Source organism: Nocardioides antri (genome assembly GCF_008373765.1).
Taxonomy (GTDB): Bacteria; Actinomycetota; Actinomycetes; order Propionibacteriales; family Nocardioidaceae; genus Nocardioides; species Nocardioides antri.
Genome location: NZ_VUJW01000003.1, coordinates 59,473 through 85,885 on the forward strand (window position 1 = coordinate 59,473; position 26,413 = coordinate 85,885).

At 71.8% G+C, this 26,413-nt stretch carries 21 protein-coding genes and 1 pseudogene; 12 read left to right on the forward strand and 10 right to left on the reverse strand.

Translation table 11 applies throughout. From position 1 onward, the window contains the following. Positions 1-56 precede the first annotated feature (56 nt). Together F0U47_RS06465 and F0U47_RS06470 are read left to right on the forward strand one after the other, a co-directional pair. Positions 57-1,637, forward strand: a complete 1,581-nt coding sequence (locus F0U47_RS06465; protein ID WP_438362059.1) for an acyl-CoA carboxylase subunit beta — start codon at positions 57-59, stop codon at positions 1,635-1,637. After that, positions 1,634-1,879, forward strand: a complete 246-nt coding sequence (locus F0U47_RS06470; protein WP_149749521.1) for an acyl-CoA carboxylase epsilon subunit — start codon at positions 1,634-1,636, stop codon at positions 1,877-1,879. The genes F0U47_RS06465 and F0U47_RS06470 overlap by 4 nt, the downstream gene beginning before the upstream one ends. A 79-nt stretch (positions 1,880-1,958) precedes the next feature. Here F0U47_RS06470 and F0U47_RS06475 read toward each other — a convergent pair whose 3' ends face one another. Continuing rightward, positions 1,959-3,092: an epoxide hydrolase family protein gene (locus F0U47_RS06475; protein ID WP_149749522.1), complete on the reverse strand. Its 1,134-nt coding sequence runs from the start codon at positions 3,090-3,092 to the stop codon at positions 1,959-1,961. Between the two features lie 87 nt (positions 3,093-3,179). On the opposite strand from F0U47_RS06475, the gene F0U47_RS06480 reads away from it, so the two are divergent. Genes F0U47_RS06480 through F0U47_RS06495 form a run of 4 tightly spaced genes read left to right on the forward strand, consistent with a single transcriptional unit; the run spans position 3,180 to position 7,604 of the window. Beyond that, positions 3,180-4,148, forward strand: coding sequence for a helix-turn-helix transcriptional regulator (locus F0U47_RS06480; RefSeq protein WP_149749523.1), 969 nt, complete (start codon positions 3,180-3,182; stop codon positions 4,146-4,148). A gap of 57 nt (positions 4,149-4,205) precedes the next feature. Next, the gene (locus F0U47_RS06485) at positions 4,206-5,876 is read left to right on the forward strand and encodes a DUF885 domain-containing protein (RefSeq protein ID WP_149749524.1); all 1,671 of its coding nucleotides are present in this window, start codon (positions 4,206-4,208) and stop codon (positions 5,874-5,876) included. After that, positions 5,873-6,976, forward strand: a complete 1,104-nt coding sequence (locus F0U47_RS06490; protein ID WP_246159494.1) for a DNA glycosylase AlkZ-like family protein — start codon at positions 5,873-5,875, stop codon at positions 6,974-6,976. Before F0U47_RS06485 ends, F0U47_RS06490 begins: the two co-directional genes overlap by 4 nt. A gap of 22 nt (positions 6,977-6,998) precedes the next feature. Beyond that, positions 6,999-7,604 (forward strand): Maf family protein, encoded by a 606-nt coding sequence (locus tag F0U47_RS06495; RefSeq protein ID WP_149749525.1) that lies wholly within the window; start codon positions 6,999-7,001, stop codon positions 7,602-7,604. On the opposite strand, the gene F0U47_RS06500 is transcribed toward F0U47_RS06495, so the two are convergent. Next, positions 7,590-8,789, reverse strand: a complete 1,200-nt coding sequence (locus tag F0U47_RS06500; protein WP_149749526.1) for an acyl-CoA dehydrogenase family protein — start codon at positions 8,787-8,789, stop codon at positions 7,590-7,592. The genes F0U47_RS06495 and F0U47_RS06500 overlap by 15 nt on opposite strands. A 142-nt stretch (positions 8,790-8,931) precedes the next feature. On the opposite strand from F0U47_RS06500, the gene F0U47_RS06505 reads away from it, so the two are divergent. The 3 genes from F0U47_RS06505 to F0U47_RS06515 are packed head-to-tail and all read left to right on the forward strand — an operon-like array spanning position 8,932 to position 12,703. Further along, entirely contained in the window at positions 8,932-10,743 is a 1,812-nt protein-coding gene (locus F0U47_RS06505; RefSeq protein WP_223162682.1) for an acetyl/propionyl/methylcrotonyl-CoA carboxylase subunit alpha, read from the forward strand. Between the two features lie 38 nt (positions 10,744-10,781). Then, positions 10,782-11,264: a PH domain-containing protein gene (locus F0U47_RS06510; RefSeq protein ID WP_149749527.1), complete on the forward strand. Its 483-nt coding sequence runs from the start codon at positions 10,782-10,784 to the stop codon at positions 11,262-11,264. Further along, positions 11,261-12,703, forward strand: coding sequence for a PH domain-containing protein (locus F0U47_RS06515; RefSeq protein WP_149749528.1), 1,443 nt, complete (start codon positions 11,261-11,263; stop codon positions 12,701-12,703). The genes F0U47_RS06510 and F0U47_RS06515 overlap by 4 nt, the downstream gene beginning before the upstream one ends. Here the strand turns inward: F0U47_RS06515 and F0U47_RS06520 are convergent. The 5 genes and pseudogenes from F0U47_RS06520 to F0U47_RS22100 form a co-directional block, all read right to left on the reverse strand. After that, complete coding sequence (locus tag F0U47_RS06520; RefSeq protein WP_149749529.1) at positions 12,700-13,596, reverse strand: calcium-binding protein; 897 nt, start codon at positions 13,594-13,596, stop codon at positions 12,700-12,702. The two genes, F0U47_RS06515 and F0U47_RS06520, sit on opposite strands and share 4 nt — an antisense overlap. 287 nt (positions 13,597-13,883) lie before the next feature. Next, on the reverse strand, positions 13,884-14,396 hold the full coding sequence (locus F0U47_RS06525) for a hypothetical protein (protein ID WP_149749530.1): 513 nt from the start codon (positions 14,394-14,396) through the stop codon (positions 13,884-13,886). After that, positions 14,324-14,686: a hypothetical protein gene (locus tag F0U47_RS06530; RefSeq protein WP_188111286.1), complete on the reverse strand. Its 363-nt coding sequence runs from the start codon at positions 14,684-14,686 to the stop codon at positions 14,324-14,326. Before F0U47_RS06530 ends, F0U47_RS06525 begins: the two co-directional genes overlap by 73 nt. 175 nt (positions 14,687-14,861) lie before the next feature. After that, positions 14,862-15,692: a hypothetical protein gene (locus F0U47_RS06535; protein WP_149749532.1), complete on the reverse strand. Its 831-nt coding sequence runs from the start codon at positions 15,690-15,692 to the stop codon at positions 14,862-14,864. Positions 15,693-16,434: 742 nt separating this feature from the next. After that, positions 16,435-16,650: pseudogene (locus F0U47_RS22100) on the reverse strand (hypothetical protein); the annotation flags it as partial. A 98-nt stretch (positions 16,651-16,748) separates the two neighbouring features. Here F0U47_RS22100 and F0U47_RS06540 point away from each other — a divergent pair. Then, on the forward strand, positions 16,749-16,961 hold the full coding sequence (locus tag F0U47_RS06540) for a hypothetical protein (RefSeq protein ID WP_223162683.1): 213 nt from the start codon (positions 16,749-16,751) through the stop codon (positions 16,959-16,961). On the opposite strand, the gene F0U47_RS06545 is transcribed toward F0U47_RS06540, so the two are convergent. Then, the gene (locus F0U47_RS06545; RefSeq protein WP_149749533.1) at positions 16,916-17,791 is read right to left on the reverse strand and encodes a calcium-binding protein; all 876 of its coding nucleotides are present in this window, start codon (positions 17,789-17,791) and stop codon (positions 16,916-16,918) included. The genes F0U47_RS06540 and F0U47_RS06545 overlap by 46 nt on opposite strands. Before the next feature lie 93 nt (positions 17,792-17,884). On the opposite strand from F0U47_RS06545, the gene F0U47_RS06550 reads away from it, so the two are divergent. Beyond that, a complete protein-coding gene (locus F0U47_RS06550) occupies positions 17,885-21,271 on the forward strand; it encodes a pyruvate carboxylase (RefSeq protein WP_149749534.1) in 3,387 nt (1,128 codons plus the stop codon). An 8-nt stretch (positions 21,272-21,279) separates the two neighbouring features. Here the strand turns inward: F0U47_RS06550 and F0U47_RS06555 are convergent, their stop codons facing one another. Together F0U47_RS06555 and F0U47_RS06560 are read right to left on the reverse strand one after the other, a co-directional pair. Then, on the reverse strand, positions 21,280-22,449 hold the full coding sequence (locus F0U47_RS06555) for a calcium-binding protein (protein ID WP_149749535.1): 1,170 nt from the start codon (positions 22,447-22,449) through the stop codon (positions 21,280-21,282). A gap of 66 nt (positions 22,450-22,515) precedes the next feature. After that, a complete protein-coding gene (locus F0U47_RS06560; RefSeq protein ID WP_149749536.1) occupies positions 22,516-23,679 on the reverse strand; it encodes a SpoIID/LytB domain-containing protein in 1,164 nt (387 codons plus the stop codon). Between the two features lie 92 nt (positions 23,680-23,771). Between F0U47_RS06560 and valS the strand changes: the two genes are divergently transcribed. Then, positions 23,772-26,402, forward strand: a complete 2,631-nt coding sequence (gene valS / locus F0U47_RS06565) for a valine--tRNA ligase (protein WP_149749537.1) — start codon at positions 23,772-23,774, stop codon at positions 26,400-26,402. Positions 26,403-26,413 lie beyond the last annotated feature (11 nt).

Sequence of the window (26,413 nt, forward strand, 5' to 3'; positions counted from 1 at the left end):
CTCGAAGTCCAAGGAGGCCAAGAACCGTGACTGCCGAAGCGACCAGCACCCCCGAGCTGCCGGACATCCACACGACGGCGGGCAAGCTCGCCGACCTCGACAAGCGTCTCGACGAGGCGGTCCACGCCGCGTCGGAGAAGGCGGTCGAGAAGCAGCACGCCAAGGGACGCCAGACCGCCCGCGAGCGGATCGAGATGCTCTTCGACGAGGGATCCTTCGTCGAGCTCGACGAGCTGGCGCGCCACCGGTCGGTGGCGTTCGGCCTCGAGAAGAACCGTCCCTACGGCGACGGCGTGATCACCGGCTACGGCACCATCGACGGCCGCCAGGTCTGCGTGTTCAGCCAGGACTTCACGATCTTCGGCGGCTCGCTGGGCGAGGTCTACGGCGAGAAGATCACCAAGGTGATGGACCTGGCCATCAAGACCGGCTGCCCGATCATCGGCATCAACGAGGGCGCCGGCGCGCGGATCCAGGAGGGCGTGGTCTCCCTCGGCCTGTACGGCGAGATCTTCCGCCGCAACGTGCACGCCTCCGGCGTGATCCCGCAGATCAGCCTGATCATGGGCAACTGCGCGGGCGGCCACGTGTACTCCCCCGCGGTCACCGACTTCACGATCATGGTCGACCAGACCTCGGCGATGTTCATCACCGGTCCCGACGTGATCAAGACCGTCACCGGCGAGGACGTCTCGATGGAGGACCTCGGCGGTGCCCGCACCCACAACACCAAGTCGGGCAACGCCCACTACATGGGTGCCGACGAGGAGGACGCGATCGAGTACGTCAAGGCGCTCCTGAGCTACCTCCCGCAGAACAACATGGACGAGGCGCCGGCCTACGACGAAGAGGCGGACCTGTCGTTCAGCGAGGAGGACCTCGCCCTCGACACGCTGATCCCGGACAGCCCCAACCAGCCCTACGACATGCACGACGTGATCACCACCGTGCTCGACGACGACGAGTTCCTCGAGGTGCAGCCGCTGTTCGCGCCCAACATCATCGTCGGCTTCGGACGGGTCGAGGGCCGCTCGGTGGGCATCGTCGCCAACCAGCCGATGCAGTTCGCCGGCACCCTCGACATCGACGCCTCGGAGAAGGCCGCGCGGTTCGTGCGCACCTGCGACGCGTTCAACGTCCCGGTGCTGACCTTCGTCGACGTGCCGGGCTTCCTGCCCGGCACCGACCAGGAGTGGAACGGCATCATCCGCCGCGGCGCGAAGCTGATCTACGCCTACGCCGAGGCCACCGTGCCGCTGGTCACGATCATCACCCGCAAGGCCTACGGCGGCGCTTACGACGTCATGGGCTCCAAGCACCTCGGCGCCGACATCAACCTGTCGTGGCCGACCGGCCAGATCGCGGTCATGGGCGCCCAGGGCGCCGCCAACATCGTGCACCGCCGCACCCTGGCCGAGATCGAGGCGGCCGGCGGTGACGTCGAGGCCAAGCGCGCCGAGCTCATCGACGAGTACGAGACCACGCTCGCCAACCCCTACATCGCGGCCGAGCGCGGCTACGTCGACGCGGTCATCCAGCCCCACGAGACCCGGGTCGAGGTCGTCCGGGCGCTGCGGCTGCTGAAGACGAAGCGGGAGACGCTGCCGCCCAAGAAGCACGGGAACATCCCGCTGTGACCGAGGAGACGCCCGTCGAGGAGACCGCTCCCGAGCCGCAGCAGCCGCTGCTCAGGGTGATCACCCCCGACGCGACGCCGGAGCAGGTCGCCGCCGTTGTCGCGGTGTTCGCCGCCATGGGCGGCGGCGGCGCTCCCGCTCCGGAGAAGCCCCGCTCGGAGTGGGCGTCCCCCGCCCGCCGGATGCGGACGCCGATCGCCCACGGTCGCGGCGCGTGGCGGGCCAGCGCGCTCAGCCGCTGACCGGGCCCCGCACAACGTCATGCGTCCCGCACCCGATGAGGCGCGGGACGCATGACGTCATAGGTGCTGCAGCGGAGGCTCAGCCGAAGAACACCCGCAGGTCGGACACGACGTCCTCCGGGACCTCCATCGCTGCGAAGTGCCCACCGCGCGGGAACTCCGACCAGTGGTCGATGTTGGCGTTGTCGCGCTCGGCGAGCGACCGGATGGTCTGGAAGTCGTCCTTGAAGACGGCCACCCCGAGCCGGCCCTGGCTGACGACCGGCCCGGAGTCAGACTGGCCGGAGTGCTGCTCCTCGTAGTGGTAGCGGGCGGCCGAGCCGTAGGTGTTGGTCAGCCAGTAGAGCGTGGCCTGCGCCAGCACCTGCTCCGGCCGGACCAGGCTGGTGCCGTTGCCGAAGCTCTCGAAGAGCTCGCTGTAGGCGAGGACGCCGACCGGCGAGTCGGCCAGCCCGGCGGCCACGGTCTGCGGCCGGGTGCCGTTCATCTGGTTGTAGCCGCCGACCGAGTGGAACCACTGCATGTGCTCGAGCGCGGCGTACTCCTTGGGCCCGAAGCCCTCGAACTCGCTCGGGTCACCCGACGGGAACGAGAACAGGTGCAGCACGTGGGCGCCCAGGAAGCCCTCGGGGTCGAGGATCGCCAGCTCGCGCCCGACGAGCGCGCCGCCGTCGCTGCCGTGGATGCCGTACGACGAGTAGCCGAGCCGACGCATGAGCTGGTCGTACGCCCTCGCCACCCGCGCCATCGTCCAGCCGGTGTCGACGACCGGGGTCGACCAGCCGAAGCCAGGCATCGAGGGGACGACCACGTGGAAGGCGTCCGCGGCGCTCCCGCCGTGGGCCTCGGGGTTCACGAGCGGGTCGATCATGTCGAGGAAGTCGAGCAGCGAGCCCGGGTAGGTGTGGGCCAGCAGCAGCGGGGTCGCGTCCTCGACCTGCGACCGGACGTGGAGGAAGTGGATCCGCTGGCCGTCGACCTCAGTCAGGAAGCCCGGGTACTCGTTGACCCGCGCCTCGACCGCGCGCCAGTCGAAGGTCTTCCACTGCTCGACCATCCCGCGCAGGTAGGACTCCGGGGTGCCGTAGTCCCACGTGTCGCCCGGCACCGCCGGGGCGAACCGGGTGCGCTCGAGCCGCGCCTGCAGGTCGTCCAGGTCGGCCTGCGGGACGTCGATGACGAACGGGGTGATCTGCTCGGTCTGCTGGGTCATGGGGTCTTGCCTTTCGGTTGTTCCCTGGTTGATGAGGACGAAGCTACGGCGCATTGCGGAACGGTTGGTTCCTGATAAAACTGGTCCGTGAAGAAAACTTCCGGACGCGTCCTCGAGCTGCTCGGCCTGATGCAGGCCCGGGTCGACTGGACGGGCCCCGAGCTCGCCGAGCGGCTCGGCGTCACCGACCGGACGGTCCGCAACGACATCGCCCGGCTCCGCGAGCTCGGCTACCCGGTGGTCGCCACCCGCGGTCGCGAAGGTCACTACCGGCTCGGCGTCGGCGCCAAGCTGCCGCCGCTGCTGCTCGACGACGAGGAAGCGGTCGCCGTCGCGGTCGGCCTGCGCACGGTCACCGGCGTCGCCGGGTTCGAGGAGAGTGGCGGCCGCGCGCTGGCCAAGCTCGAGCACGTCCTCCCCGACCGGCTGCGCCGCCAGCTCGTCGCCCTGCGCGACGCGACCACCGCGGGCCCGGTCAACACCGCCTCCAACGTCGAGGACCCGGAGGTCGACCCCGCCGCGCTCACCGAGATCGCTGCGGCGATCCGCGACCGCCGCGGCCTGCGCGCCTTCTACCGCGACGGTGAGCGGGTCGAGCTCGAGCCCTACCGCCTGGTCGCCTGGCAGCGGCGGTGGTACGTCGTCGGCCGCGACCCGGCATCCGCCGCGTGGGCGCCGTACCGGGTGGACTGGCTGACGCTGCGCACGCCCGGGGGCCGGAGCTTCACCCCGGTCCCCTTCCCGGGCGACATGACCGAGTTCGTCGTTCGCGAGGTCGCCCGAACGGGCTGGGCCGTGCACGCGCGGATCGTCGTCGACGCGCCGGCCGACGAGGTGCTCGCGCGGATCAACCCGGCGGTGGGAACCGTCGAGCCGCTTCCCGACGGGCGCAGCGTCCTCGTCACCGGCGGCGACAGCCTCGAGGTCGTGGCGGTATGGATCGGCATGCTCGGCATCGACTTCACCGTGGAGTCGCCGGCAGCGCTCGTCGACCATCTCCAGGTGCTGGCCACCCGGTACGCCGGGGCGGTCGCCGGCTCCGCAGCGAGCTCCTGACCGCTCGGTCAGTAACCGGCGTGCGGGGCGTCGGTGCCGCCGCATAGGGTCGCGCCCATGACCCGACCTGTCGATGCCCGGACCGACCAGTACGTCGAGGACGTCGTCGCCCTCGACCCGCTCACCGCGACCTTCGCAGGGATCGCCGGCCACGACGACCGGCTGCCGGACCTCTCCCCCGCGGGCTTCGACGCCCGGGAGGAGCTGGACCGCCGGACGCTGGCCGAGGTCCGGGCGATCGAGCCCACCGACGAGCGCGAGCGGGTCGCCAAGGATGCCTTCCTCGAGCGGGTGGGCCTCACCGTCGAGAAGGCCGAGGCAGGGTTCGAGCGCTCCGCGTTCTCGGTCATCAGCAGCGGCGTCCACGCCGTGCGCGAGGTCTTCGACCTGATGCCGACCGAGACCACGGAGGACTGGCAGACGATCGGCGACCGGCTCGCGGCCGTGCCCGACGCCCTGGCGGGCTACCGCGAGACGCTGTCCGCCGAGGCCGCCGCCGGGCGCTTGTCCGCGCGCCGGCAGTACGCCGAGGTGGCGAGCCAGATCCGTGGCTGGACCGGTCAGGAGGGCGCCAGCGGCGACTACTTCGGCAACCTCGTCGCCGATGCTCCGGCAGCGCTGCGCGACCGGCTGGCCGAGGTCGCGGCGGCGGCCTCGGCGTCGTACGCCGACTTCGGGCAGTTCATCACCACCGACCTCGCGCCGCGCGGGCGCGACCGCGACGGGGTCGGCCGCGACCGCTACGCGCTCGAGTCGCGCTACTTCCTGGGCGCCGAGGTCGACCTCGAGGAGACCTACCGCTGGGGCTGGGAGGAGCTCAAGCGGATCGAGGACGACATGGCCGCCACCGCCCGGCGGATCGTCGGCGGCGGCACGGTCGACGACGCGGTCAAGGCGCTCGACGCCGACCCTGCCCGCGACTGCGGCAGTCGCGAGGCGTTCGAGGCGTGGATGCAGGAGAAGGCCGACACGATCCTGGCCAGCTTCGACGGCGTGCACTTCGACATCGCCGAGCCGATCCGCACGATCCAGTGCAAGGTGGCGCCGATCAACGACGGCGGCGCGTGGTACACCCCGCCCTCCGAGGACTTCTCCCGCCCCGGCACCATGTGGTTCTCGTTCACCGACGACCACGAGCTCTTCTCGACCTGGCGGGAGACGACCACTGTCTTCCACGAGGGCGTGCCCGGCCACCACCTCCAGTGCGCCCAGGTGGTCCACCGCGCCGACCTGCTCAATCGCTGGCAGCGGCTCCTGTGCTGGATCAGCGGCCACGGCGAGGGCTGGGCGCTCTACTCCGAGCGGCTGATGGACGAGCTGGGCTACTTCGAGGACGCCGGTGACCGGCTCGGCTTCCTCGACATGCAGGGCTTCCGCGCGGCCCGGGTGATTGTCGACATCGGCGTCCACCTCGGGCTCACCGTGCCCACCGACAACCCGTTCGGGTGGCGTCCCGGCGAGGTGTGGGACGGCGACCTGGTGCTCGAGTTCATGCGCCGCCACTCGCGGATGGAGGACGGTCAGCTCGGCTTCGAGGTCAACCGCTACCTCGGCTGGCCGGGGCAGGCGCCGTCCTACAAGGTCGGGGAGCGGATCTGGCTGCAGGCGCGCGACGAGCTCAAGGCCCGCAAGGGCACCGGGTTCGACCTCAAGGAGTTCCACACCGCCGCGCTCGACCTCGGGTCGATCGGGCTGGACCCGCTGAAGGCGGCGCTGGCCCGGCTGTGATCGCGCTCGACCGCGAGCAGGCGCGGCGGATCGCGGTCCGTGCGCAGCTGCTCGACGCCTGCCGGCCGGACTCGCTGGTGGCCATGGTCGACCACCTCACCCTGCTCCAGATCGACCCGACGGCGGCGATCGCGCCCAACGTCGACCTGGTGTCGTGGTCGCGGCTCGGCGACGGCTACGACCACTCCGACCTGCGGTTCGCGCTCGAGGAGGAGCGCTCGCTCGTCGAGCACTCGTCCTACATCCGCCCCATGGACGACATCGGCCTGATCCTCGCGACCGCTCGCGACCGGCTCCACCCGTCCGCGCTGGAGTGGATCGACGCCAACGCGGGGTTCCGCGCCGACGTCCTCGGCCTCCTGGCCGCCGAGGGCCCGCTCACCGCGGCCGAGGTGCCCGACACGTCGCAGGTGCCGTGGCAGTCGTCGGGCTGGACCAACGACAAGAACGTCGACCGGATGCTCGAGCTGCTCTGCCGCACCGGCGAGGTCGCGATCAGCGGGCGGCGCGGCAAGTTCCGCACCTGGGACGTCCCCGACCGGGTCTACCCGGCCGACCTCGAGATCCCGTCGTACGACGACGCCCGGGCAGTCCTCGACGCCCGGCGACTGACGTCGCTCGGGATCGCGCGGCCCACCTCCAAGCCGCAGGGAGAGGAGATCGGCGCGGCAGGGCTCGGCGAGCCGTGCGTGGTGGAGGGCACCGACGGCGAGTGGCGGGTCGACCCGGACGCGCTGGCGGCGGCCGAACAGCCGTTCGAGCCGCGGACGGCTCTGCTGTCGCCGTTCGACCGGCTCGTCTACGACCGCGAACGAGCGCTCGAGCTGTTCGACTTCGACTACGTCCTGGAGATGTACAAGCCGGCCGCCAAGCGACGATGGGGCTACTTCGCGCTCCCGATCCTCCACGGCGACCGGCTGGTGGGGAAGCTGGACGCGAAGGTCGACCGGAAGGCCCGACTGCTGCGGGTGTTCGCCGTCCACGAGGACTTCCCGTGGGACCCGGCGATCGGTGACGCCGTCGACGCCGAGATCGGCGCCCTGGCCGAGTGGCTCGGGGTCGTCATTGCCGGCGAGGGCTATGGGTCACTCTGGCAATGACGACCGCGCGTAAGGTGCCGACGTGCCGACCTTCGTGCTCGCCTCCGCCTCTCCCGCACGGCTCACCACTCTCCGCAACGCCGGGCTCGACCCTACGGTCGTCGTGTCCGGCGTCGACGAGTCCCAGGCCGACGGGCTGCCGCCGTTCGAGATGGCGCTGCAGCTGGCCGAGCTCAAGTGCGCGGCCGTCGTCGACCGCGACGGCATCCCGGACGACGCGCTCGTGCTCGGCTGCGACTCGGTGCTCGAGCTCGACGGCGAAGCGTTCGGGAAGCCGGCCGACGCGGCCGACGCCCTACGTCGCTGGCAGGCGATGCGCGGCCGCTCCGGCGTGCTCTACACCGGGCACTGCCTGCGCGACACCGCCACCGGGCAGGTCGCCGCCGCGACCGCGTCGACCGCCGTCTTCTTCGCCGAGGTGACCGACGAGGAGATCGAGGCGTACGTCGCCACGGGCGAGCCGCTCCACGTGGCCGGTGCGTTCACCGTGGACGGGCTGGGCGGGGCGTTCGTCACCGGCATCGACGGCGACCACCACAACGTGGTCGGCGTCAGCCTGCCGCTGCTCCGTGACCTGGTCCTCGAGCTCGGCCACTCCTGGACCGACCTCTGGTCACTCGACCGGTAGGCCCAGTCCCCGGGCGATGAGCATCCGCTGCACCTCGGAGGTGCCCTCGCCGATCTCGAGGATCTTGGCGTCGCGGTAGAACCGGGCGACGGCGTACTCCTCCATGAAGCCGTAGCCGCCGAACACCTGGGTGGCGATCCGGGTGGCGGTGACGGCCGACTCGGAGGAGTAGAGCTTGGCGATCGACGCCGCGTGCTTGAAGTCCTTCATGCTCGGCCCGCCGGGGGTGCCCATGGCGTCCTTCATCGCCGCTGCCTTGTAGGTGAGCAGCCGGGACGCGTGCAGCATCACCTCGAGGTCGGCGATCTGGAAGGCCACGCCCTGCTTGCGGCCGATCGGGCCGCCGAAGGTCTGGCGCTCGCCGGCGTACTCGACGCACAGGTCGACGCAGGCCTGGATCAGCCCGACGGCCAGCGCCGCGATCGCGACCCGGCCGTCGTCGAGGATCGCGAGGAACTGGGCATAGCCGCGGCCGCGCTCGCCGAGCAGGTGGTCGGCCGGCACCCGGCAGTCCTCGAAGGTCAGCGGGTGGGTGTCCGAGATGTGCCAGCCGAGCTTGTCGTAGGCAGGCTCGGCGGTGAAGCCGGGAGTCCCGGCGGGCACCAGGATCGCCGAGATCTCGGGGCTCCCGTCCTCGCGCGTGCCGGTGCGGGCGGTGACGGTCACCACGGACGTCAGCGACGAGCCGGAGTTGGTGATGAACTGCTTGCTGCCGTTGACGACCCACTCGTCGTCGTCGAGCACCGCCTTCGTGCGGGTCGCTCCGGCGTCGGAGCCGGCTCCCGGCTCGGTCAGGCCGAAAGCCGCGAGCCGGCGGCCGGCGACCAGGTCGGGCAGCCAGTTCTGCCTCTGCTCGTCCGTGCCGTAGGTCAGGATCGGGTTGATGCCGAGGCCGACGCCGGCCTCGAGGGTGATGCCCATCGACTGGTCCACCCGCCCGAGCTCCTCGATGGCGAGGCAGAGGGAGGTGAACGGCCCGTCCTCGGGCGCGAGCCCGGCGCCGCCGTACTCCTCCGGCGCGACCAGGCCGAAGAGGCCGAGGTCGCCCATCTGCTGCACCACCTCGGTCGGGAAGTGGTGTTCCTTGTCCCACTTCGCGACGTGGGGCGCGATGGCCGTGTCCGCGAAGTCGCGGACGGTACGGCGGAACTCCTCGTGCTCGCGGGACAGCTCGAACGACGTCATGTGTCGCATCGTAACCCGCTTGGTTAATGATTGTTAACCGCGACCTCGAGGTACGGCAACGCCCAGATCTGAACGCCCGGTGCGGACCACCCAGCGGGGCGCCCTAGACTGCCGGACGTTCCGAGACGACAGGAGATGTCGGGTGCCCGAGACGACGCAGAGTTCCAGGCCGTTGCAGAAGGTCCTGATCGCCAACCGCGGTGAGATCGCGGTCCGGGTGATCCGTGCTTGCAAGGACGCGGGCATCGGATCGGTGGCGGTCTACGCCGAGCCGGACCGCGACGCCCTGTTCGTCCGGCTGGCCGACGAGGCCTACTCCCTCAACGGCGCGACGCCCGGTGACTCCTACCTGGTGATCGACAAGATCATCGCGGCGGCCAAGGAGTCGGGCGCGGACTCGGTCCACCCCGGCTACGGCTTCCTCGCCGAGAACGCCGAGTTCGCCCAGGCGGTCATCGACGCCGGGCTGATCTGGATCGGCCCCCCGCCGGCCGCGATCGAGGCCCTCGGCGACAAGGCCAAGGCCAAGCAGATCGCGCAGAAGGCCAACGCGCCGCTGGCCCCGGGTCTGAAGGACCCGGTCAAGGACGCCGACGAGATCGTCGCCTTCGCCAAGGAGAACGGCCTCCCGGTCGCCATCAAGGCGGTCTTCGGTGGCGGCGGTCGTGGCCTCAAGGTCGCCCGCACCCTGGAGGAGATCCCCGAGCAGTTCGAGTCCGCGGTCCGTGAGGCCGTCGGCGCGTTCGGTCGTGGCGAGTGCCTGGTGGAGAAGTTCCTCGACCGGCCGCGCCACGTCGAGACCCAGTGCCTGGCCGACCAGCACGGCAACGTCGTGGTGGTCTCCACCCGCGACTGCTCGCTGCAGCGCCGCCACCAGAAGCTCGTCGAGGAGGCGCCCGCGCCGTTCCTGAGCGACGAGCAGGTCAAGAAGCTCTACGAGTCCTCCAAGGCCATCCTCCGCGAGGCGGGCTACGTCGGCGCCGGCACGTGTGAGTTCCTGGTGGCCGCCGACGGCACCATCTCCTTCCTCGAGGTCAACACCCGGCTCCAGGTCGAGCACTGCGTCTCCGAGGAGGTCACCGGGATCGACCTGGTCCGCGAGATGTTCCGCATCGCCGCGGGCGAGGAGCTCGGCTACGACGACCCGGAGATCCGCGGCCACTCCATCGAGTACCGGATCAACGCCGAGGACGGCGGCCTCAACTTCATGCCCGCCCCCGGCACGCTGACGGAGTGGAGCCCGCCGCAGGGCCCCGGCATCCGCGTCGACGGGGGCTATGAGAAGGGCGAGACCATCCCGGGCTCGTTCGACTCCCTCATCGCCAAGCTGATCGTCACCGGCCGCGACCGCACCCAGGCGCTGGAGCGCTCGCGCCGTGCACTCGCGGAGTTCCGGGTCGACGGCATGCCGACCGTGATTCCGTTCCACCAGGCCGTGATCACCGACCCGGCCTACGTCGGCGCCTCGAACCCCACCGGCGAGGGCGAGTTCACCGTCTACACGACCTGGATCGAGACCGACTTCGACAACCAGATCACGCCCTACGGCGGCCCTGACGGCGCTGCCGGTGAGGCGTCTGAACCTGAGGAGCGGCAGAAGGTCGTCGTCGAGGTCGGCGGTCGCCGCCTCGAGGTCGTCATCCCCGCCGGGCTCGGTGGCCTCGCAGCCGCCGGCGGTGGAGCTGGCGCGAAGAAGCCCAAGCGCGGCGGCGGCAAGAAGGCCGGCGCCGCTGCCAGCGGCGACTCCGTCACCAGCCCGATGCAGGGCACGGTCGTCAAGATCGCGGTCGAGGAGGGCCAGCAGGTTGCCGAGGGCGACGTCGTGGTCGTCATCGAGGCGATGAAGATGGAGCAGCCGCTCAAGGCCCACAAGTCCGGCACCGTGACCGGCCTCAAGGCCGAGGTCGGCGCCACCGTCGGCAACGGCGAGGTCATCTGCGAGCTCAAGGACTGAGCACGCTCCTCTCACCGCAGCCCGCATAGGGTCGGGTCGTGACCGAGCTGCGGGACCCCGCTCACCGCGTCAGTCCGCGCGCGCGGACCCTGTGGCGCCTCCAGTCCGGCATCGGCGGCGCGGTCGTCGTCCTCGGCCTGGTGGTCGCGGCCGCGACCTGGCGTGAGTACGACGGCCGGTGGTGGGTCGTGCTGGTCGCGGCCGTGCTGGCAGCGGCGTACGCCGTCGTCGTACCCCAGTGGCGGTTCGCCGTGCACCGCTGGGAGATCACGGACACCGCCGTCTACACCCAGCGCGGCTGGTGGGCGCGCGAGCGCCGGATCGCGCCGATGTCGCGCGTGCAGACCGTCGACCTCGCCGAGGGACCGCTGGACCGGCTGTTCGGGCTCACCACGCTGACCGTCACCACCGCCTCGGCCGCCGGGCCGCTCCGCGTCGAGGGCCTCGAGCGCGGCCTGGCGCTCCAGCTCTCCCAGCGCCTCACCCGCAACGCGGAGGACGCAGGGGGCGACGCCACGTGACCGGCGAGCCGCCGTGGGTGCGGCTCGACCCGCGGATGCTGCTCGTCCATCCCCTCGACGAGCTCCGCAAGTTCATCGTGCCGCTCGCCGCCGCAGCCCTGTTCGGCGCGAGCCAGGGTGGCGGACCGTACGTCGCGATCCTCGCGATCGTCGTTCCCATCGCAATCGGCGTGGTGCGCTACCTGACGACGAGCTATCGCATCGCGGACGGACGGGTGGAGCTCCGCCGCGGACTGCTCAACCGGCAGCGGCTCTCGACGCCGGTCGACCGGGTGCGGACCGTCGACCTCACCGCCTCCCTCATCCACCGCGTGATCGGGCTGACGACGGTCCGGATCGGCACCGGCGGCGCCGGGAACGACGACGGCGACCTCACCCTGGACGGTCTCACCGTCGAGCAGGGCCGCACCCTGCGCGCGACGCTGTTGACCGACCAGCGGCCGGTGACGGAGGAGACCGCGGTCCAGTCCCCGGCCGCGGCGCGGTTCGAGCCCGGCTGGCTGCGGTTCGCGCCGTTCACTAGCGCGGGCCTGGCGATCCTCGGCGGGCTCGTCGGCGGCGGCGGCCAATTGCTGAGCGAGCTCGACCTCCAGGTGGACCTCCCCGCCGAGGACCTCGCGGGCCTCGCAGCGGTGGTGGTCGCCGTCGGGCTCCTCCTGCTCGTGCTCGTCCTCACCCTCGTCGGCTACCTGGTCGCCAACTGGGGGTTCACCCTGCGCCGCGACGGCGACACGTGGCAGGTCAGCCGAGGGCTCCTCACCACGCGTGAGACCTCGATCGACGTCGAGCGACTGGCCGGCGTCGCGGTCGCGGAGCCTCCCGGCCTTCGTCTCGCCCGCGGTGCGCGACTCACCGCGATCGTGACCGGTCTCGGCAGCGCCCAGAGCGGCTCCCGGGTCCTGGTCCCGCCCGCCCCCGCGGCTGTCGTCCGCGTCGCCGGCGGCGCCGTGCTCGGCTCCGACGAGCCGCTCGTCGCTCCGCTGACCCCGCACGGCGCCGCCGCCGTACGACGCCGTTGGGTGCGCGCCCTGGGCCCGGCCGCGCTGGTGGCAGCCCTCCCCGCCCTCCTCGTAATGGTCGGCGGCCCGGGGTGGCTGCTCGTCATCACGGTGCTGGTCCTGCTGGCCGGAGCCGGCCTCGCGGTCGACCGGGTGCGGGCGCTCGGCCACGCGGTGGTCGCCGGCCACTTCGTCGCCCGCTCCGGCTCGCTGCTCCGGCACCGCGAGGCGCTCGCCGTCAGCCACGTGATCGGGTGGAGCTTCCGCGACACCTGGTTCCAGCGCCGCGCAGGCCTCACCACGCTCGCCGCGACCACGGCGGGCGGCAGCGGCAAGGTCGAGGCGCTCGACGTACCGGTCCGTGAGGCCGTTGGCGTCGCTGCCGCCGTCACCCCCGACCTGGTGGCTCAGTTCACCGCAGGTGAGCCGGTCCACTCCTAGCGATAGAGCGGCGCGCAGTTGCCGTACTCGATCCCGCGACAGGTGCTCACCTCACGAGGGGCGTCGGCCGAGTCCATGACACCGGCACCGCCGTCGATGAAGTGGGGACCTGTCCCGCCGATGCTGACCAGGTCATTGCCCCCGTACAGGAAACCGGTGAACCGTCCGCTGGGGACCATCAACTGGTCGGGTCCGGCAGTCCCACGGTAGGACCAAGCGTGGGTGCCGCCCAGCCACAGAAACTCCCACTGCGCGATCCGGCCGGGTGGCCCGTCACCCATCTGCAGGAACTGGGAGCCCTGATGGACAGCGACTGTCGTGCCGCCCTCCTGGTAGACGTTCAAGTACCCGAAGTCCTCGCCCGGTCCCCCGACCATCGTGAGGGGGGTGCCCGGCACAGAGTCGATCACCACGTCGTCGTCGCCTGGTCCGCCGTACACCGCGAATCCGTCTCCCCGTCGAGCGTCGAGGCGCACCACGTCGTCTCCAGCACCCATCCAGTACTCGTCCGCCCCGTAGCTCTCGTCCTCTCCCCAGTACCACGACAACGCCCAGTCGCGTCCTTCTCCCCCGAGGAGCACGTCGCGGCCGGGTCCGCCGACGAGGTTGTCGTCGTCGTCACCGCCGCGGAGGAGGTCGTCGCCCTCGCCGGAGTGGAAGACGTCGATGCCTGGGCCGCCGCAGACAACGTCGTCACCGGCCCCGTCGACGACGGTGTCGTGGCCCGCGCGGCCGAGAATGACGTCATCGGCGCCGGTCCCCTCGATCTTGTCGTTGCCCGGGGTGCCGACGATCGTGGCCGGCAGACCCGCACACGTCGGACCCGTGGCCGCTGCCGGAGGGACGCCCGGCATCACCGCGAGGGCCGACAGGCAGACGAACGTCGCGCTCATCCTGCGGTCCACCGGTGCCTCCCCGGCGGCCCTCCCTGGTCCGCCACTTGCACCCTACGTCGTTCGCTGCGACCGCGATGCGTTTCGTCGATCGCCGGCGACCCGCCGGTTGACTGAAGCACTGCCCGAGAAAGCGACGCGCTCGTCGCTACCCGGGCCTCATCACGCTCGCCGCGACCACGGCGGGCGGCAGCCACAAGGTCGAGGCGCTCGACGTACCGACCGCTCGTGTTCCTGCCGTCGCGACCGAGGTGACCCCGACCTCGTCGGTCAGTTCACGGGCTGAGTCATCTCCAGGGCACGCAGGAGCCGAGCTCGACCGCCACACAGGTCGCGGCGCCCCGGTCGGCGTCGACGTGGTCCCTCGCTCCCGCGCCGCCGTTTACGTAGTGCGGACCAGGGCCCCTCAAGGTCACGACGTCGTCTCCGCCGTACGTCCGTCCGGTGAACCGGCCGGCATTCACGATCAGGCCGTCGTGGCTGTTCGTACCTCGGTAGACCCAGTCGTGGTCACCCCAGAGATGGAGAACGTCCCATCCCCACAGCTCTCCGACCGGACCTGTCCCGATCCGCAGTCGCGCGTACCGCTGGTTGAGCAGGACCCTTCCGTCGGGATGCCCGGAGAACGACAGGCGGATCTCGTCGGATCCCACGCCGCCGACGACCGAGAGCCGAGCCGTCGGATCGACGTCCATGAACACGGAGTCGTCGCCCGGCCCGACGTTGATCACCGCGTCCCCAAGAACCCTGATTTCGAGGTGGTCGTCGCCCGGCCCGAGCCAGAGGTCCGCTGGGGCCACGCCCCAGAAGTCCGCCCAGTCCCTCCCCGACCACCGTGCACCTCGTCGCGACCGAAGCCGACGAGAGCCCCGTCGGCACCGCCGCCCCCGATCAGCAGGTCGTCGCCTCCCTCGCTCCACAGGAGGTCGTCCCCGAGGTTTCCGCAGACCACGTCGTCGCCACCGCCGTCGCCGATCGTGTCGTCCCCGGCCAGCCCGACGATGACGTCGTCGCCCTCGGTCCCGTCTATGTCGTCGTCGCCGGCCGTGCCGACAATCGTCGCCGGCAGCCCGCCGCACGTGCGCGTCATCGCCGTCGACGCTGAAGGCACGGCAGTCGCCGGCAGCACCGCTAGCCCCGCGACGAGCGCGCCAACCATTCCGGCTCGCTTCCCCATCTGACCCCTCTCCCACCGGGAGGGTACGTCGCGACCGGCCGCGACGGGGCGGAACGACGACTCGGCCCACCGGTCGGCGGCGAGGAGGTCAGTCACCCGGCGGGCTGCACACTCCGGAGTCGACGACCTCGATCGAGATGCAGACGTTGGTGCCGCCACCGACCCCGAGCGAGGAGTCGTGACCGTCGCCGCCGTCGAGCCAGTCGTCGCCGTCGCCTGTCCACACCTGGTCGGCACCGCCGAGGAGCTGGGCGGTCAGTGCACCCTCGAGGGCAGTCACGGACTCCGGCGCGTCGGTCCCGCCGTAGGTCCACTGTTGGTCACCGCTCAGCGACACGTAGTCGAAGCCGCTGAACGTGCCCGGCCGGCCGCCGATGTGGACGGTGCCGGCGGCCTGGTCGACCTCGACGTCCAAGCCGGAACCGCCCACGCTGAAGCCGATCTGGTTCCACCCAGGGCCGCCGACCACCGACACCCGCGCGCGGGTCGGTGACAGGTTGACCGTGACCGCGTCGTCGCCGCGGCCGCCGTCGGCGTCGGTCCCCGCTGGCGAGGTGACGAACAGGACGTCCCGCCCGCGGTTCCCGAGGACGCGATCGCGGTCGACGGTGCCGGCGACATAGTCGGGACCTGCTCCGGCGCGGACGAAGTCGTTGCCCGCGCCGCCGTCGGCGACGTCCGCCCCGCCGCCGAGGCAGATGACGTCCCGGCCGCCGCGGGCGGTGACGTGGTCGTCGCCGCCCCGCGTGACGATCACGTCCGGCTGGTCGGTGCCGGTGATCTGGTCGTCCCCGGCGGTGCCCACGATCGTCGCCGCGCGCCCGTGACACGTCGGCGCCGCGTGCGCCGGGTCGGCCACGCCCGGCGCGAGGGCGAGGCCGGTGACCAGCCCGGTCGCCAGCGCGAGAGTGATCGTCACCGGCATGACGCCTCCTCGAGGTCGACGGACCCGACGACCGTACGACGCCTACCCCTCCACTGACGCCACCCGATCGGATGATTTCGGGCTCTGCGGCACGCGGCCACCGCGACTGGCGGGCATGGGACCGGTCAGCCGGCGGCGCACTGCAGACAGCGCCGTCGGTGTCCTCGATGGACAGGCAGTGGTTCGTGCCACCGCTGGCACCTGCGAAGTCGTGCCCCTCGCCGCCGTCGAGGTAGTCGTCGCCGTCGCTCGGAAAGATCCTGTCGTCGCCCCCGTGGAGCTCGGCCGTGATCGAGCCACCCCAGAGCAACACCGCGTCGACGTCGTCGGTACCGCGATAGGTCCACCGGTGACCTCCCTCGAGCGACACGTAGTCGAACCCGCTGAAGGCTCCGGCGTGGCCGGGGGCCCCGTATCGCCCGGCGGCTTGGTCGATGGTGACCGCGAGGTCCGTCCCACCGACTCCGAAAAGAATGTCGTCCAGCCCTGGACCGCCGGCGAGCTCGGATCGGATCCCTCGGTACACCGTCACAGCGACGAAGTCGTCCCCCCTCCCGGCTGCGACGCGGGCGCCGCCGGATCGGACGGACAGGTGGTCCCGACCACGGTTGCCCGTCAGCCAGTCCCGACCACTGAAGTTGTGCAGGACGTCGCCGCCGGCGCCGGCCCGGATCCGGTCCTCACAGCGACCACCGTCCGCGAAGTCGTCACCGTCGCCGAGACAGATCAGGTCCGCTCCCCCGCGTCCCAGCACACGGTCGTTGCCACCGCCCGTCACGATCACGTCCTGCCCCCGGGTGCCGCTGATCTCGTCGCGCCTCTCGGTCCCGACGATCGTCGCGGACCGGCCGAAGCAGGTCGGCACCGTGTCCGCCTCGGCCGGTGCGGCCGGGACCACCAGGCACCCGACGACCGCTCCGGTCGCCAACAGAGGGGTGAGCGTGGTCGACATGGCGCCTCCTCGGGATCCTGCCTCCACGACGACGGTAGGACCTCCGCCTCTCGCTGACCCTCCATCTGGCGGATGATTCCGATCGGTTCCGGGTTACCGTGCGGCGTACCCCCCAACAGGAAGCGGCCGCCGGGCGGCACCGGATGGACGTCGGGGCCGGCGACTGGGACCGCGAGCGGCGGCCGAGCGAGGTCCGGCTCGACCGGCTCGTGGTGCTGCGCGAGCCCGACGTACGACGCGAGGGCGCCGCCCTCGCACCCGGGACCTACGCCGCGGTCATCGCCGCCCGGGCCGCGCTGCTGCCCACCTGAGGGGCGAGCACGGGCGCCAGGCCGGGCGGCAGGACCGACGGGTCGCAGTCGCCGAGCTCGACCTGCGCGCAGCTGTTGCGGCCGCCGATGACGGCGACGGCGTCCCGCCTGCCGTCACCCCCGTTGATGATGTCGTCGCCGTGGCCCGCCGACACCACGTCGTTGGCGCCGTACGTCGAAGCACTCAGCCGGCCGTCGACCGCGATCACGCTGTCCGGCGCGTCGGTGCCGACATAGGTCCACGCATGGTCGCCCTTGAGCCAGACCAGCTCCCAGCCAGCGAAGGCGCCCGGCTCGTGCTCCGGCTCCGGCCCCAGGATGAGCAGCTGCTCGGCCTGGTCGAGCAGGACCGGCTCGGTGCCGGCCACGGTCAGGGTCAGCAGGTCGAGGCCCTCGTCGCCGAGGAGGGTCACCGGCGCGCCCGGAGCGGTCTTGACGTCGACGGTCTCGTCGCCGTCGCCGCCGACCACGCGCTCCGCTCCGCCCGAGCTCACGATCGCGTCGTCGCCGGTGCCGCCCACCGCGACGTCGTCACCGGCGCCGGTCGCGATCCGGTCCCAGCCGGGACCGCCGCACACGACGTCGTCGCCGCCGTAGGCGCGGATCACGTCGTTGCCGCCCTTCGCGACGATCACGTCGGGACCGGCAGTGCCGTCGAGGTCGTCGTTGCGATCGGAGCCGACGATCGTCGCCGACCGACCCTCGCAGGTCGGACCGGCGGCCGCGAGCTCGGCGCCGGGATCCTCGTCAGCGGCGATGCCGAACAGCGCCGCGAGCACGGCGAGTCCTACCAGCGCCACCACCGCGGCGACCATCGCGCGTCCGCGCATCCTGCCTCCTCAGCCGTCGAGACTACGGCCGGCGCGCCTGGTACCAGTTGTCCCACGCCGGAGCGTCGGCGATCGGCCCCTAGGCTGACGGCCATGTTCTCGAAGGTGTTGGTGGCGAACCGCGGCGAGATCGCGATCCGGGCGTTCCGGGCGGCCTACGAGATGGGCGCCCGCACGGTCGCGGTGTTCCCCTATGAGGACCGCTGGTCGGAGCATCGTCTCAAGGCCAACGAGGCCTACGAGATCGGCGAGCGCGGCCACCCGGTCCGCAGCTACCTCGACCCCGACGCGATCGTGGAGGTCGCGGTGCGGGCAGGCGCGGACGCGATCTACCCCGGCTACGGGTTCCTGTCGGAGAACCCCGACCTCGCCGAGGCGTGCGTCAACGCCGGCATCACGTTCGTCGGGCCGCCGGCGTCTGTCCTCACCCTGACCGGCAACAAGTCCAGGGCGATCGCGGCGGCCAGGGAGGCCGGCGTCCCGACGCTGCAGGGCGTGGCGCCGTCCACCGATGTCGACGCCTTGGTCGAGGCGGCGTCCGCCCTGCCGTTCCCGGTGTTCGTCAAGGCCGTCGCCGGTGGTGGCGGCCGCGGGATGCGCCGGGTCGACGACCCGAGCAAGCTGCGCGACGCGATCGAGGCCTGCATGCGCGAGGGCGAGGCTGCGTTCGGCGACCCGACGGTCTTCGTCGAGCAGGCGGTCGTCGATCCGCGCCACATCGAGGTGCAGATCCTCGCCGATGACGCCGGTGAGGTGATCCACCTCTTCGAGCGCGACTGCTCGGTCCAGCGCCGCCACCAGAAGGTCATCGAGATCGCCCCCGCGCCCCACCTCGACCCGGAGCTCCGCGAGCGGATCTGCGCGGACGCCGTCCGTTTCGCGCGGTCGATCGGCTACCGCAACGCCGGCACCGTGGAGTTCCTCCTCGACCCGCACGGGAACTATGTGTTCATCGAGATGAACCCCCGGATCCAGGTCGAGCACACCGTGACCGAGGAGGTCACCGACGTCGACCTCGTGCAGTCGCAGCTGCGGATCGCAGCCGGCGAGACGCTGGCCGACCTGGGTCTCTCCCAGGACACCGTCCGGCTCCGGGGCGCCGCCCTGCAGTGCCGGATCACCACCGAGGACCCCGCCAACGACTTCCGTCCCGACACCGGCAAGATCACGACGTACCGCTCCCCCGGCGGCCCCGGCGTCCGCCTCGACGGCGGCACGACCTACAACGGCGCCGAGGTCAGCCCCCACTTCGACTCGATGCTGGCCAAGCTGACCTGCCGCGGGCGCACCTTCGACAAGGCCGTGCAGAAGGCCCAGCGGGCGGTCGCCGAGTTCCGGATCCGCGGCGTGCGAACCAACCTCGGGTTCCTCCAGGCCGTGCTCACCGACCCCGACTTCACCGCTGGCGGCGTGACCACGTCCTTCATCGACACCCACCCGCAGCTGCTGGTCGCCCGCAAGAGCGCCGACGTCGGCGGCCAGCTGCTGCGCTACCTCGCCGACACCACCGTCAACAAGCCGTACGGGGAGCCGCCGGTCACGCTCGAGCCGCGCACCAAGCTCCCACCGCTGTCGCTCGAGGTCCCGGCACCCGACGGCACCCGGCAGCTGCTGCTCAAGGTCGGTCCCGAGGAGTTCGCGCGCCGGCTGCGGGAGCAGAAGCAGGTCGCGGTCACCGACACCACCTTCCGCGACGCCCATCAGAGCCTGCTCGCCACCCGGGTGCGCACCCACGACCTGCTCGGCGCGGCCGGTCACGTCGCGCGGATGACCCCGCAGCTGTGGTCGGTCGAGTGCTGGGGTGGGGCGACGTACGACGTCGCGCTGCGGTTCCTGTCCGAGGACCCGTGGGAGCGCCTGGCCGCGCTGCGCCAGGCGATGCCGAACATCTGCCTGCAGATGCTGCTGCGCGGGCGCAACACGGTCGGCTACACGCCGTACCCCACCGAGGTGACCACGGCCTTCGTCGACGAGGCCGTCGCGACCGGGCTCGACGTGTTCCGGGTCTTCGACGCCCTCAACGACGTGGAGCAGATGCGGCCCGCGATCGAGGCGGTCCGGGGCACCAACACCGCGGTGGCCGAGGTGGCGCTGTGCTACACCGGCGACCTCTCCGACCCCGGCGAGAAGCTCTACACCCTCGACTACTACCTGCGGCTGGCCGAGCAGATCGTCGAGGCCGGCGCCCACGTGCTCGCGATCAAGGACATGGCCGGGCTGCTGCGCGCTCCCGCCGCCCGCCGCCTCGTCACCGCGCTGCGCGAGCGGTTCGACCTCCCGGTCCACCTGCACACCCACGACACGCCGGGCGGCCAGCTGGCCACGCTCCTTGCCGCCGTCGACGCCGGCGTGGACGCCGTCGACGGGGCAGCGGCCTCGATGTCCGGCACGACGTCGCAGCCCTCGCTGACCGCGCTGGTTGCGGCCACCGACCACTCCGATCGGGAGACCGGCCTCGACATCGCCGCCGTCAGTGCGCTGGAGCCGTACTGGGAGGCCGTGCGCCGCGTCTACGCGCCGTTCGAGTCCGGCCTCGCCTCCCCCACCGGCCGCGTCTACCGCCACGAGATCCCCGGCGGCCAGCTCTCCAACCTGCGTCAGCAGGCGATCGCGCTCGGCCTCGGGGAGCGGTTCGAGCAGGTGGAGGACATGTACGCCGCCGCCAACGACATCCTCGGCAACATCCCCAAGGTCACACCGTCCTCCAAGGTCATCGGCGACCTCGCGCTCGCCCTCGTCGGGCTCGGCGCCGATCCTGCCGAGTTCGCCGCCGACCCCGGCAGCTTCGACATCCCCGCCTCGGTCATCGGTTTCCTCCACGGCGAGCTCGGCGACCCGCCCGGCGGCTGGCCCGAGCCCTTCCGCACCAAGGCGCTCGAGGGCCGCGAGTGGACCCCACCCGCAGCAGAGCTGTCCGAGGAGGATCGCCAGGGTCTCGACGAGTCGACAGGCACCCGCCGGCACACCCTCAACCGGCTGCTCTTCCCCGGCCCGACCAAGGAGTTCGAGGCTTCGCAGAAGACGTACGGCGACGTCTCCATCCTCCCGACGCTCGAGTACCTCTACGGCCTGCGGGTCGGCGAGGAGCACGCCGTCGACCTGGCCGAGGGCAAGCGCATCCTCCTCGGCCTGGAGGCCATCGGCGAGCCCGACGAGCGCGGCTACCGCACGGTCATGTGCCGGATCAACGGCCAGTTGCGGCCGATCCCGGTCCGCGACCTCAGCATCACCGCCGATGCGATGGGCGCGGAGAAGGCCGACCCGGCGAACCCCGACCACGTCGCGGCGCCGTACCAGGGCGCGGTCACGATCGTCGTCGCCGAGGGCGACGAGGTCGAGGCCGGCGCAACCCTCGCCACGATCGAGGCGATGAAGATGGAGGCCTCGATCACCGCGCCCCGCGCCGGCAAGGTGCAGCGGCTCGGCTTCAGCGGCACCCGGCCCGTCGAGGGCGGCGACCTGGTCGTCGTGCTGGGCTGAGCCCGGCCTCAGGCCTCGCAGCCCACCTGGACCTCGGTGACGCAGACGTCTCCGCCGGCACCGCCCTCGCCGCGGTCGAAGCCGCGACGCCCGATCAGGAGGTCGTTGCCGCCGAGACCGGTGAGCCGGTCGTCACCGCCGGCGCCGTCGAGGTAGTCGCCGCGGACCGAGCCGGTGAGCCTGTCCCCGCGCCGGGAGCCGACCAGCACCTCGACGCCCGAGAAGGTCACCGACCGGCTGCCCCAGGACGCCCTCCCGCTGGAGAGGCTGGCGGTCACGCTGCGGCGTACGCCCTCGAACGACAGCACGTCGGAACCGCTCTCGCCGGCGGCGGTGCCGCCGCCCTTGGCCAGCACCTGGAAGAGGTCCTTGCCCGGTCCCCCGCGCGAGGTTCCCCGGCGCATCAGGAACCGGTCGTTGCCTCCCTCGCCGAGAGCCAGGCCGGTGCTGCGCACGACGAACGTGTCGTTGCCGACCCCGCCGCGGGCCACGCCGGAGGAGACCCGGAGCAGGTCGTTGCCGCCGAAGCCGAAGATCCGGTCGTCCCCACCGCCGCCGGTGAGGTTGTCGGTGTCCGCGCTGCCGTTGACGGTGTCGGCGTGCCGGCTCCCCTCGAACCTCTCGACGCGCCCGATGAGGTCGTGCCCGGCGCCGTCGACGACTCCGGTGCTCCACTGCACCGTGACCCCGGTGGCCGACTCGCGATAGCTGACCACGTCGTGGCGGCTGGGGCCGCCCGTCAGCCGGTCGTCGCCGGTGTCCTCGAGGAGGAGGTCGGCACCGCCGCCGCCGCGGACCAGGTCGTCGTCCGCGCCGCCACGCAGGATGTCGCTGCCGTTGCCGCCCCGCAGGGTGTCGTCGCCCGCCTGCCCGCGGAGGTTGTCCCTGCCCGCGCCGCCCTCGATCGAGTCGGCGCCGTCTCCACCGAGCACCCGGTCCCTGCCGTCGCCGCCACAGACGACGTCATCGCCGCCGCGACCGCTGAACCTGTCGTCCCCGGCGCCGAGGACGACCACGTCGCGGAGCAGCGTGCCGCGGAGGTCGTCGTCACCGGCAGTGCCGACGATCGTCGCGGTCTGACCCTGGCAGGTCGAGCCCGCCCACGCGGGCGCAGCGGTTCCGACCGGGGCCGTGGCCAGGGCAGGGGCGAGAAGGGCAAGGAGAGCAACACGACGCATGCAGGTCCAACGACGAGCAGCGTCGGGGGTGCCGCCCCGATTCCGGACGCCCAGCAGGTGAGACTCTCAGACCTGCCGGAACCAGGTCGACCGGAGGCCGAGGAGACTGCGGAAGTCGTCGCCGTCGACGGTGCGCACGTCGCGGCTGCCGACGACCCGGATCCTGAGCACGCGCCCGTTCCAGGCGCCGTGGCCGTCCCGTTGCCGGACCACCAGGCGCTGGAAGTCACCGACGGCCGGGAAGGCGGCCTCGATCTCGTTGTCGGTGACGGTCTCCCGCCACGGGTTCACCGGGTCCCACGGGTCCTGCTTCGCGACCTGGTAGGGCACCGGGCCGGCCACGGTCCAACCGCCGTTGCTGGAGGAGAACTGGGTGAAGGCCGGAGCGCCGTCGTAGGTGAGCACCACACCGCTGGTCGCGCGGACCGCGGCGTTCGAGGCCGGGTGCTCGGCGGACCTCCCGCCGTAGACCTGCGACTGGGTGGTGTCCCAGACGTCGAAGTACCCACGGTCGGTGAAGCGTCGCTCGTGCGCGGCGTACGTGCGCGCGGCGACGGCTTGGGCCCGGACCGCCTCGGGGTGCCACTCGGCCGGCACCTCCCGGGGTACGACGCCGCGGAGGTAGGCGTCGAGCGGGAGGATGTTGACGGTGTCGCGGTCCGCGCCGGAGATGGCCGAGCGCAGCACCCCGCGGTAGCGGACGCTGTCGTCCGGCGTGAACAGCTGGAGGGGCCTGCCGCCGGCGTCGAACTCGGCAGCGCCCGGAAGATCGCGAACGACCTGCCACCGCCTGAGGAGGACCGAGACGCGGCTGTTGGCGCCGCCGTCGATCGGGGTGATCCGCCACCGTTTCGCCCCGTCCCGCTCCAGCGGGACGGCCTTGCCCGAGCCGACGCTCCGGACCGTCAGGCCCCGTCGTGCTCCGACGACCACGTCCGCGGTGGTGTCTGCCGTCAGGAGCACCCGGATCCTGCCTCCCGCAGACCCCTGCTCCGTGCCGGGGTAGTAGAACCGCAGGATCTGGGGGTAGGTCCGGTCGTGCTCCGCGGCGGCCCCCTGGGCGCCGTACTGCGACATCCCGCGACCGTGGCCGTAGCCGCGGCCCTCGAGGGTCACCGAGGCGGGCCCGGCGGCGACCGCCGCCGGCTCCGCGGGCGACGGCGCGGCGGGGAGTGTGACGGCGGCCACGCAGAGCAGCGCGGCCAGGGCGCGGATCCGGGTCGAGGTCATCGGTCGACCTTAACGGCCGGGCGGTGACGAGGTTGTTCAGAACGGACAACCCAATTCAGCGATAACCCTTGGGAACCCTAGGCTTGTGGGTTATGAGCGACATCCGAGAGCAGGACACCGACCCGACGCGCACCGACTCCGGTGCCGTCGCGGTACCGGACAAGCCTGCCCTCGAGGGCCTCGAGGCGCGGTGGTCGGAGCGGTGGAAGGCGGACGCGACGTACGCCTTCGACCGCAGCCGGGAGCGCGCCGAGGTCTACTCGATCGACACGCCGCCGCCGACCGTCAGCGGCAGCCTCCACGTCGGGCACGTCTTCTCCTACACCCACACCGACCTGATCGCCCGCTACCAGCGGATGACCGGGAAGTCGGTCTTCTACCCGATGGGCTGGGACGACAACGGCCTTCCCACCGAGCGCCGCGTGCAGAACTACTTCGGCGTCCGGTGCGACCCGTCGCTGCCCTACGACCCCGACTTCACCGTGCCGGAGAAGCCGGACCCGAAGCGGCAGATCCCGATCAGCCGGCCGAACTTCGTCGCGCTGTGCGAGCGGCTCGTCGAGGAGGACGAGAAGGTCTTCGAGTCGCTGTGGCGCACCCTGGGCCTCTCCGTCGACTGGGACACGACCTACACGACGATCGGATCCCGCGCGCAGACGGTCAGCCAACGGGCGTTCCTCCGGAACCTGGCCCGCGGCGAGGCCTACCTCCAGGAGGCGCCGACCCTCTGGGACGTCACCTTCCAGACCGCCGTCGCGCAGGCCGAGCTCGAGGCCCGCGACTACGCCGGTCACTACCACCGGGTCGCCTACCACTCGACGACTGAGTCCCGACGGGCCATCTATGTCGAGACGACCCGCCCGGAGCTGATCGCCAGCGCGGTCGCGCTGATCGCCCACCCCGACGACGCGCGCTACCAGGACCTCATCGGCACCACGGTCACCTCACCGGTCTTCGGCGTGGAGATCCCCGTCCTCGCCCACCCCGCCGCCGAGATGGACAAGGGCGCCGGCATCGCGATGTGCTGCACCTTCGGCGACCTCACCGACGTCCAGTGGTGGCGCGAGCTGCAGCTGCCGGTCCGCACGGTCATCGGTCGCGACGGGCGGTTCCACCGCGAGACCCCGGAGTGGCTCTCCGGCCCTGGGAACGAGCAGGCGTCGGCGGCGTACGACGACCTGGCCGGGAAGACCGTCTTCTCCGCCCGCGAGGCGATGGTCGCCAAGCTGCGGGAGACCGGCGACCTCGTCGGTGACCCGACCCCGACGCAGCGGATGGCGAACTTCTACGAGAAGGGCGACAAGCCGCTCGAGATCGTCTCCACCCGCCAGTGGTACATCCGAAACGGGGGCCGCGACACCAAGCTCCGTGAGCAGATGCTCGCCCGCGGCGCCGAGATCGAGTGGCTGCCGCCGCACATGCGGCACCGCTACGACAACTGGGTGGGCGGCCTCAACGGCGACTGGCTGATCTCACGGCAGCGGTTCTTCGGCATCCCGTTCCCGGTCTGGTACCCCCTCGACGGCGAGGGCGAGCCCGACTACGCCCGGCTGCTGCTGCCCACCGAGGCCGACCTGCCGGTCGACCCGTCGACCGACGTCCCGAGCGGCTACACCGAGGACCAACGCGGCAAGCCCGGCGGCTTCATCGGCGACCCCGACGTCATGGACACCTGGGCGACGTCCTCGCTCACGCCCCACATCGCCGGCGGCTGGGTGGACGACGAGGACCTGTGGCAGCGGGTCTTCCCCATGGACCTCTGCACGCACGCCCACGACATCATCCGCACCTGGCTCTTCAGCCGGGTCGTCCGCGCCCACTTCGAGAACGACACCGCGCCGTGGTCGCACGCGATGATCTCCGGCTTCATCGTCGACCCCGACCGCAAGAAGATGTCGAAGTCCAAGGGCAACGTCGTGGTGCCCAACGAGATCCTCGACAAGTACGGCGCCGACGCGGTCCGCTGGCGTGCCGCCATCGCCCGTCCCGGCCTGGACTCGCCGTTCGACGAGACCCAGATGAAGGTCGGCCGCCGGCTGGCCATGAAGGTCCTCAACGCCTCGAAGTTCGTGCTCGGCAGCGTCGGCGCGACCCGGTTCAGCCCGTCGCTCGTCGGCGAGCAGGTCGACGCCGCCCTCCTCGGTCGGCTCGCCACCGTCATCACCAAGGCGACCGACGCCTTCGACGCCTACGACTACACGACCGCGCTCGAGGTCACCGAGAAGTTCTTCTGGGAGTTCTGCGACGACTACCTCGAGCTGGTCAAGGAGCGCGCCTACGCCGACGACGGCCACGCGTCGGAGTCGGCCAAGGCCACCCTGGCATTCGCCCTCCACGTCCAGCTGCGGCTGCTCGCGCCGTTCCTGCCCTACGTAACCGAGGAGGTCTGGTCCTGGTGGCAGGACGGCTCGGTCCACCGGGCCGCCTGGCCGACGGTCAACGAGCTCGGCTCCGCCGGCGCCGCCGACGGCACGGCGGTCGACGCGATCGCCGCGGCCCTCGCCGGCATCCGGGGCGCGAAGTCGCAGGCCAAGGTCTCCATGCGCACCGAGCTCACCCGGGTCGAGATCAGCGGACCGGAGCGTCTCGTCAAGCACGCCGAGACCGCCACCGCCGACCTCCGCGCCGCGGGCAAGGTGACCGGCGAGCTGGTCTTCACCATCGACGACGACCTCACGGAGCTCGCCGTCGAGGCCGAGGTCGCGGAGCAGCCCGCGAGCTGATCGCGGCGCCG

Bases quoted from the DNA above. Each gene is read 5' to 3' on its own strand.
- F0U47_RS06475 (WP_149749522.1), bottom strand. From the start codon at position 3,092: ATGACCCAGCAGACCGAGCAGATCACCCCGTTCGTCATCGACGTCCCG.
- F0U47_RS06485 (WP_149749524.1), top strand. From the start codon at position 4,206: ATGACCCGACCTGTCGATGCCCGGACCGACCAGTACGTCGAGGACGTC.
- F0U47_RS06500 (WP_149749526.1), bottom strand. From the start codon at position 8,789: ATGACGTCGTTCGAGCTGTCCCGCGAGCACGAGGAGTTCCGCCGTACC.
- F0U47_RS06520 (WP_149749529.1), bottom strand. From the start codon at position 13,596: ATGAGCGCGACGTTCGTCTGCCTGTCGGCCCTCGCGGTGATGCCGGGC.
- F0U47_RS06530 (WP_188111286.1), bottom strand. From the start codon at position 14,686: ATGACGCGCACGTGCGGCGGGCTGCCGGCGACGATTGTCGGCACGGCC.
- F0U47_RS06545 (WP_149749533.1), bottom strand. From the start codon at position 17,791: ATGCGCGGACGCGCGATGGTCGCCGCGGTGGTGGCGCTGGTAGGACTC.
- F0U47_RS06550 (WP_149749534.1), top strand. From the start codon at position 17,885: ATGTTCTCGAAGGTGTTGGTGGCGAACCGCGGCGAGATCGCGATCCGG.
- F0U47_RS06555 (WP_149749535.1), bottom strand. From the start codon at position 22,449: ATGCGTCGTGTTGCTCTCCTTGCCCTTCTCGCCCCTGCCCTGGCCACG.
- F0U47_RS06560 (WP_149749536.1), bottom strand. From the start codon at position 23,679: ATGACCTCGACCCGGATCCGCGCCCTGGCCGCGCTGCTCTGCGTGGCC.
- valS (WP_149749537.1), top strand. From the start codon at position 23,772: ATGAGCGACATCCGAGAGCAGGACACCGACCCGACGCGCACCGACTCC.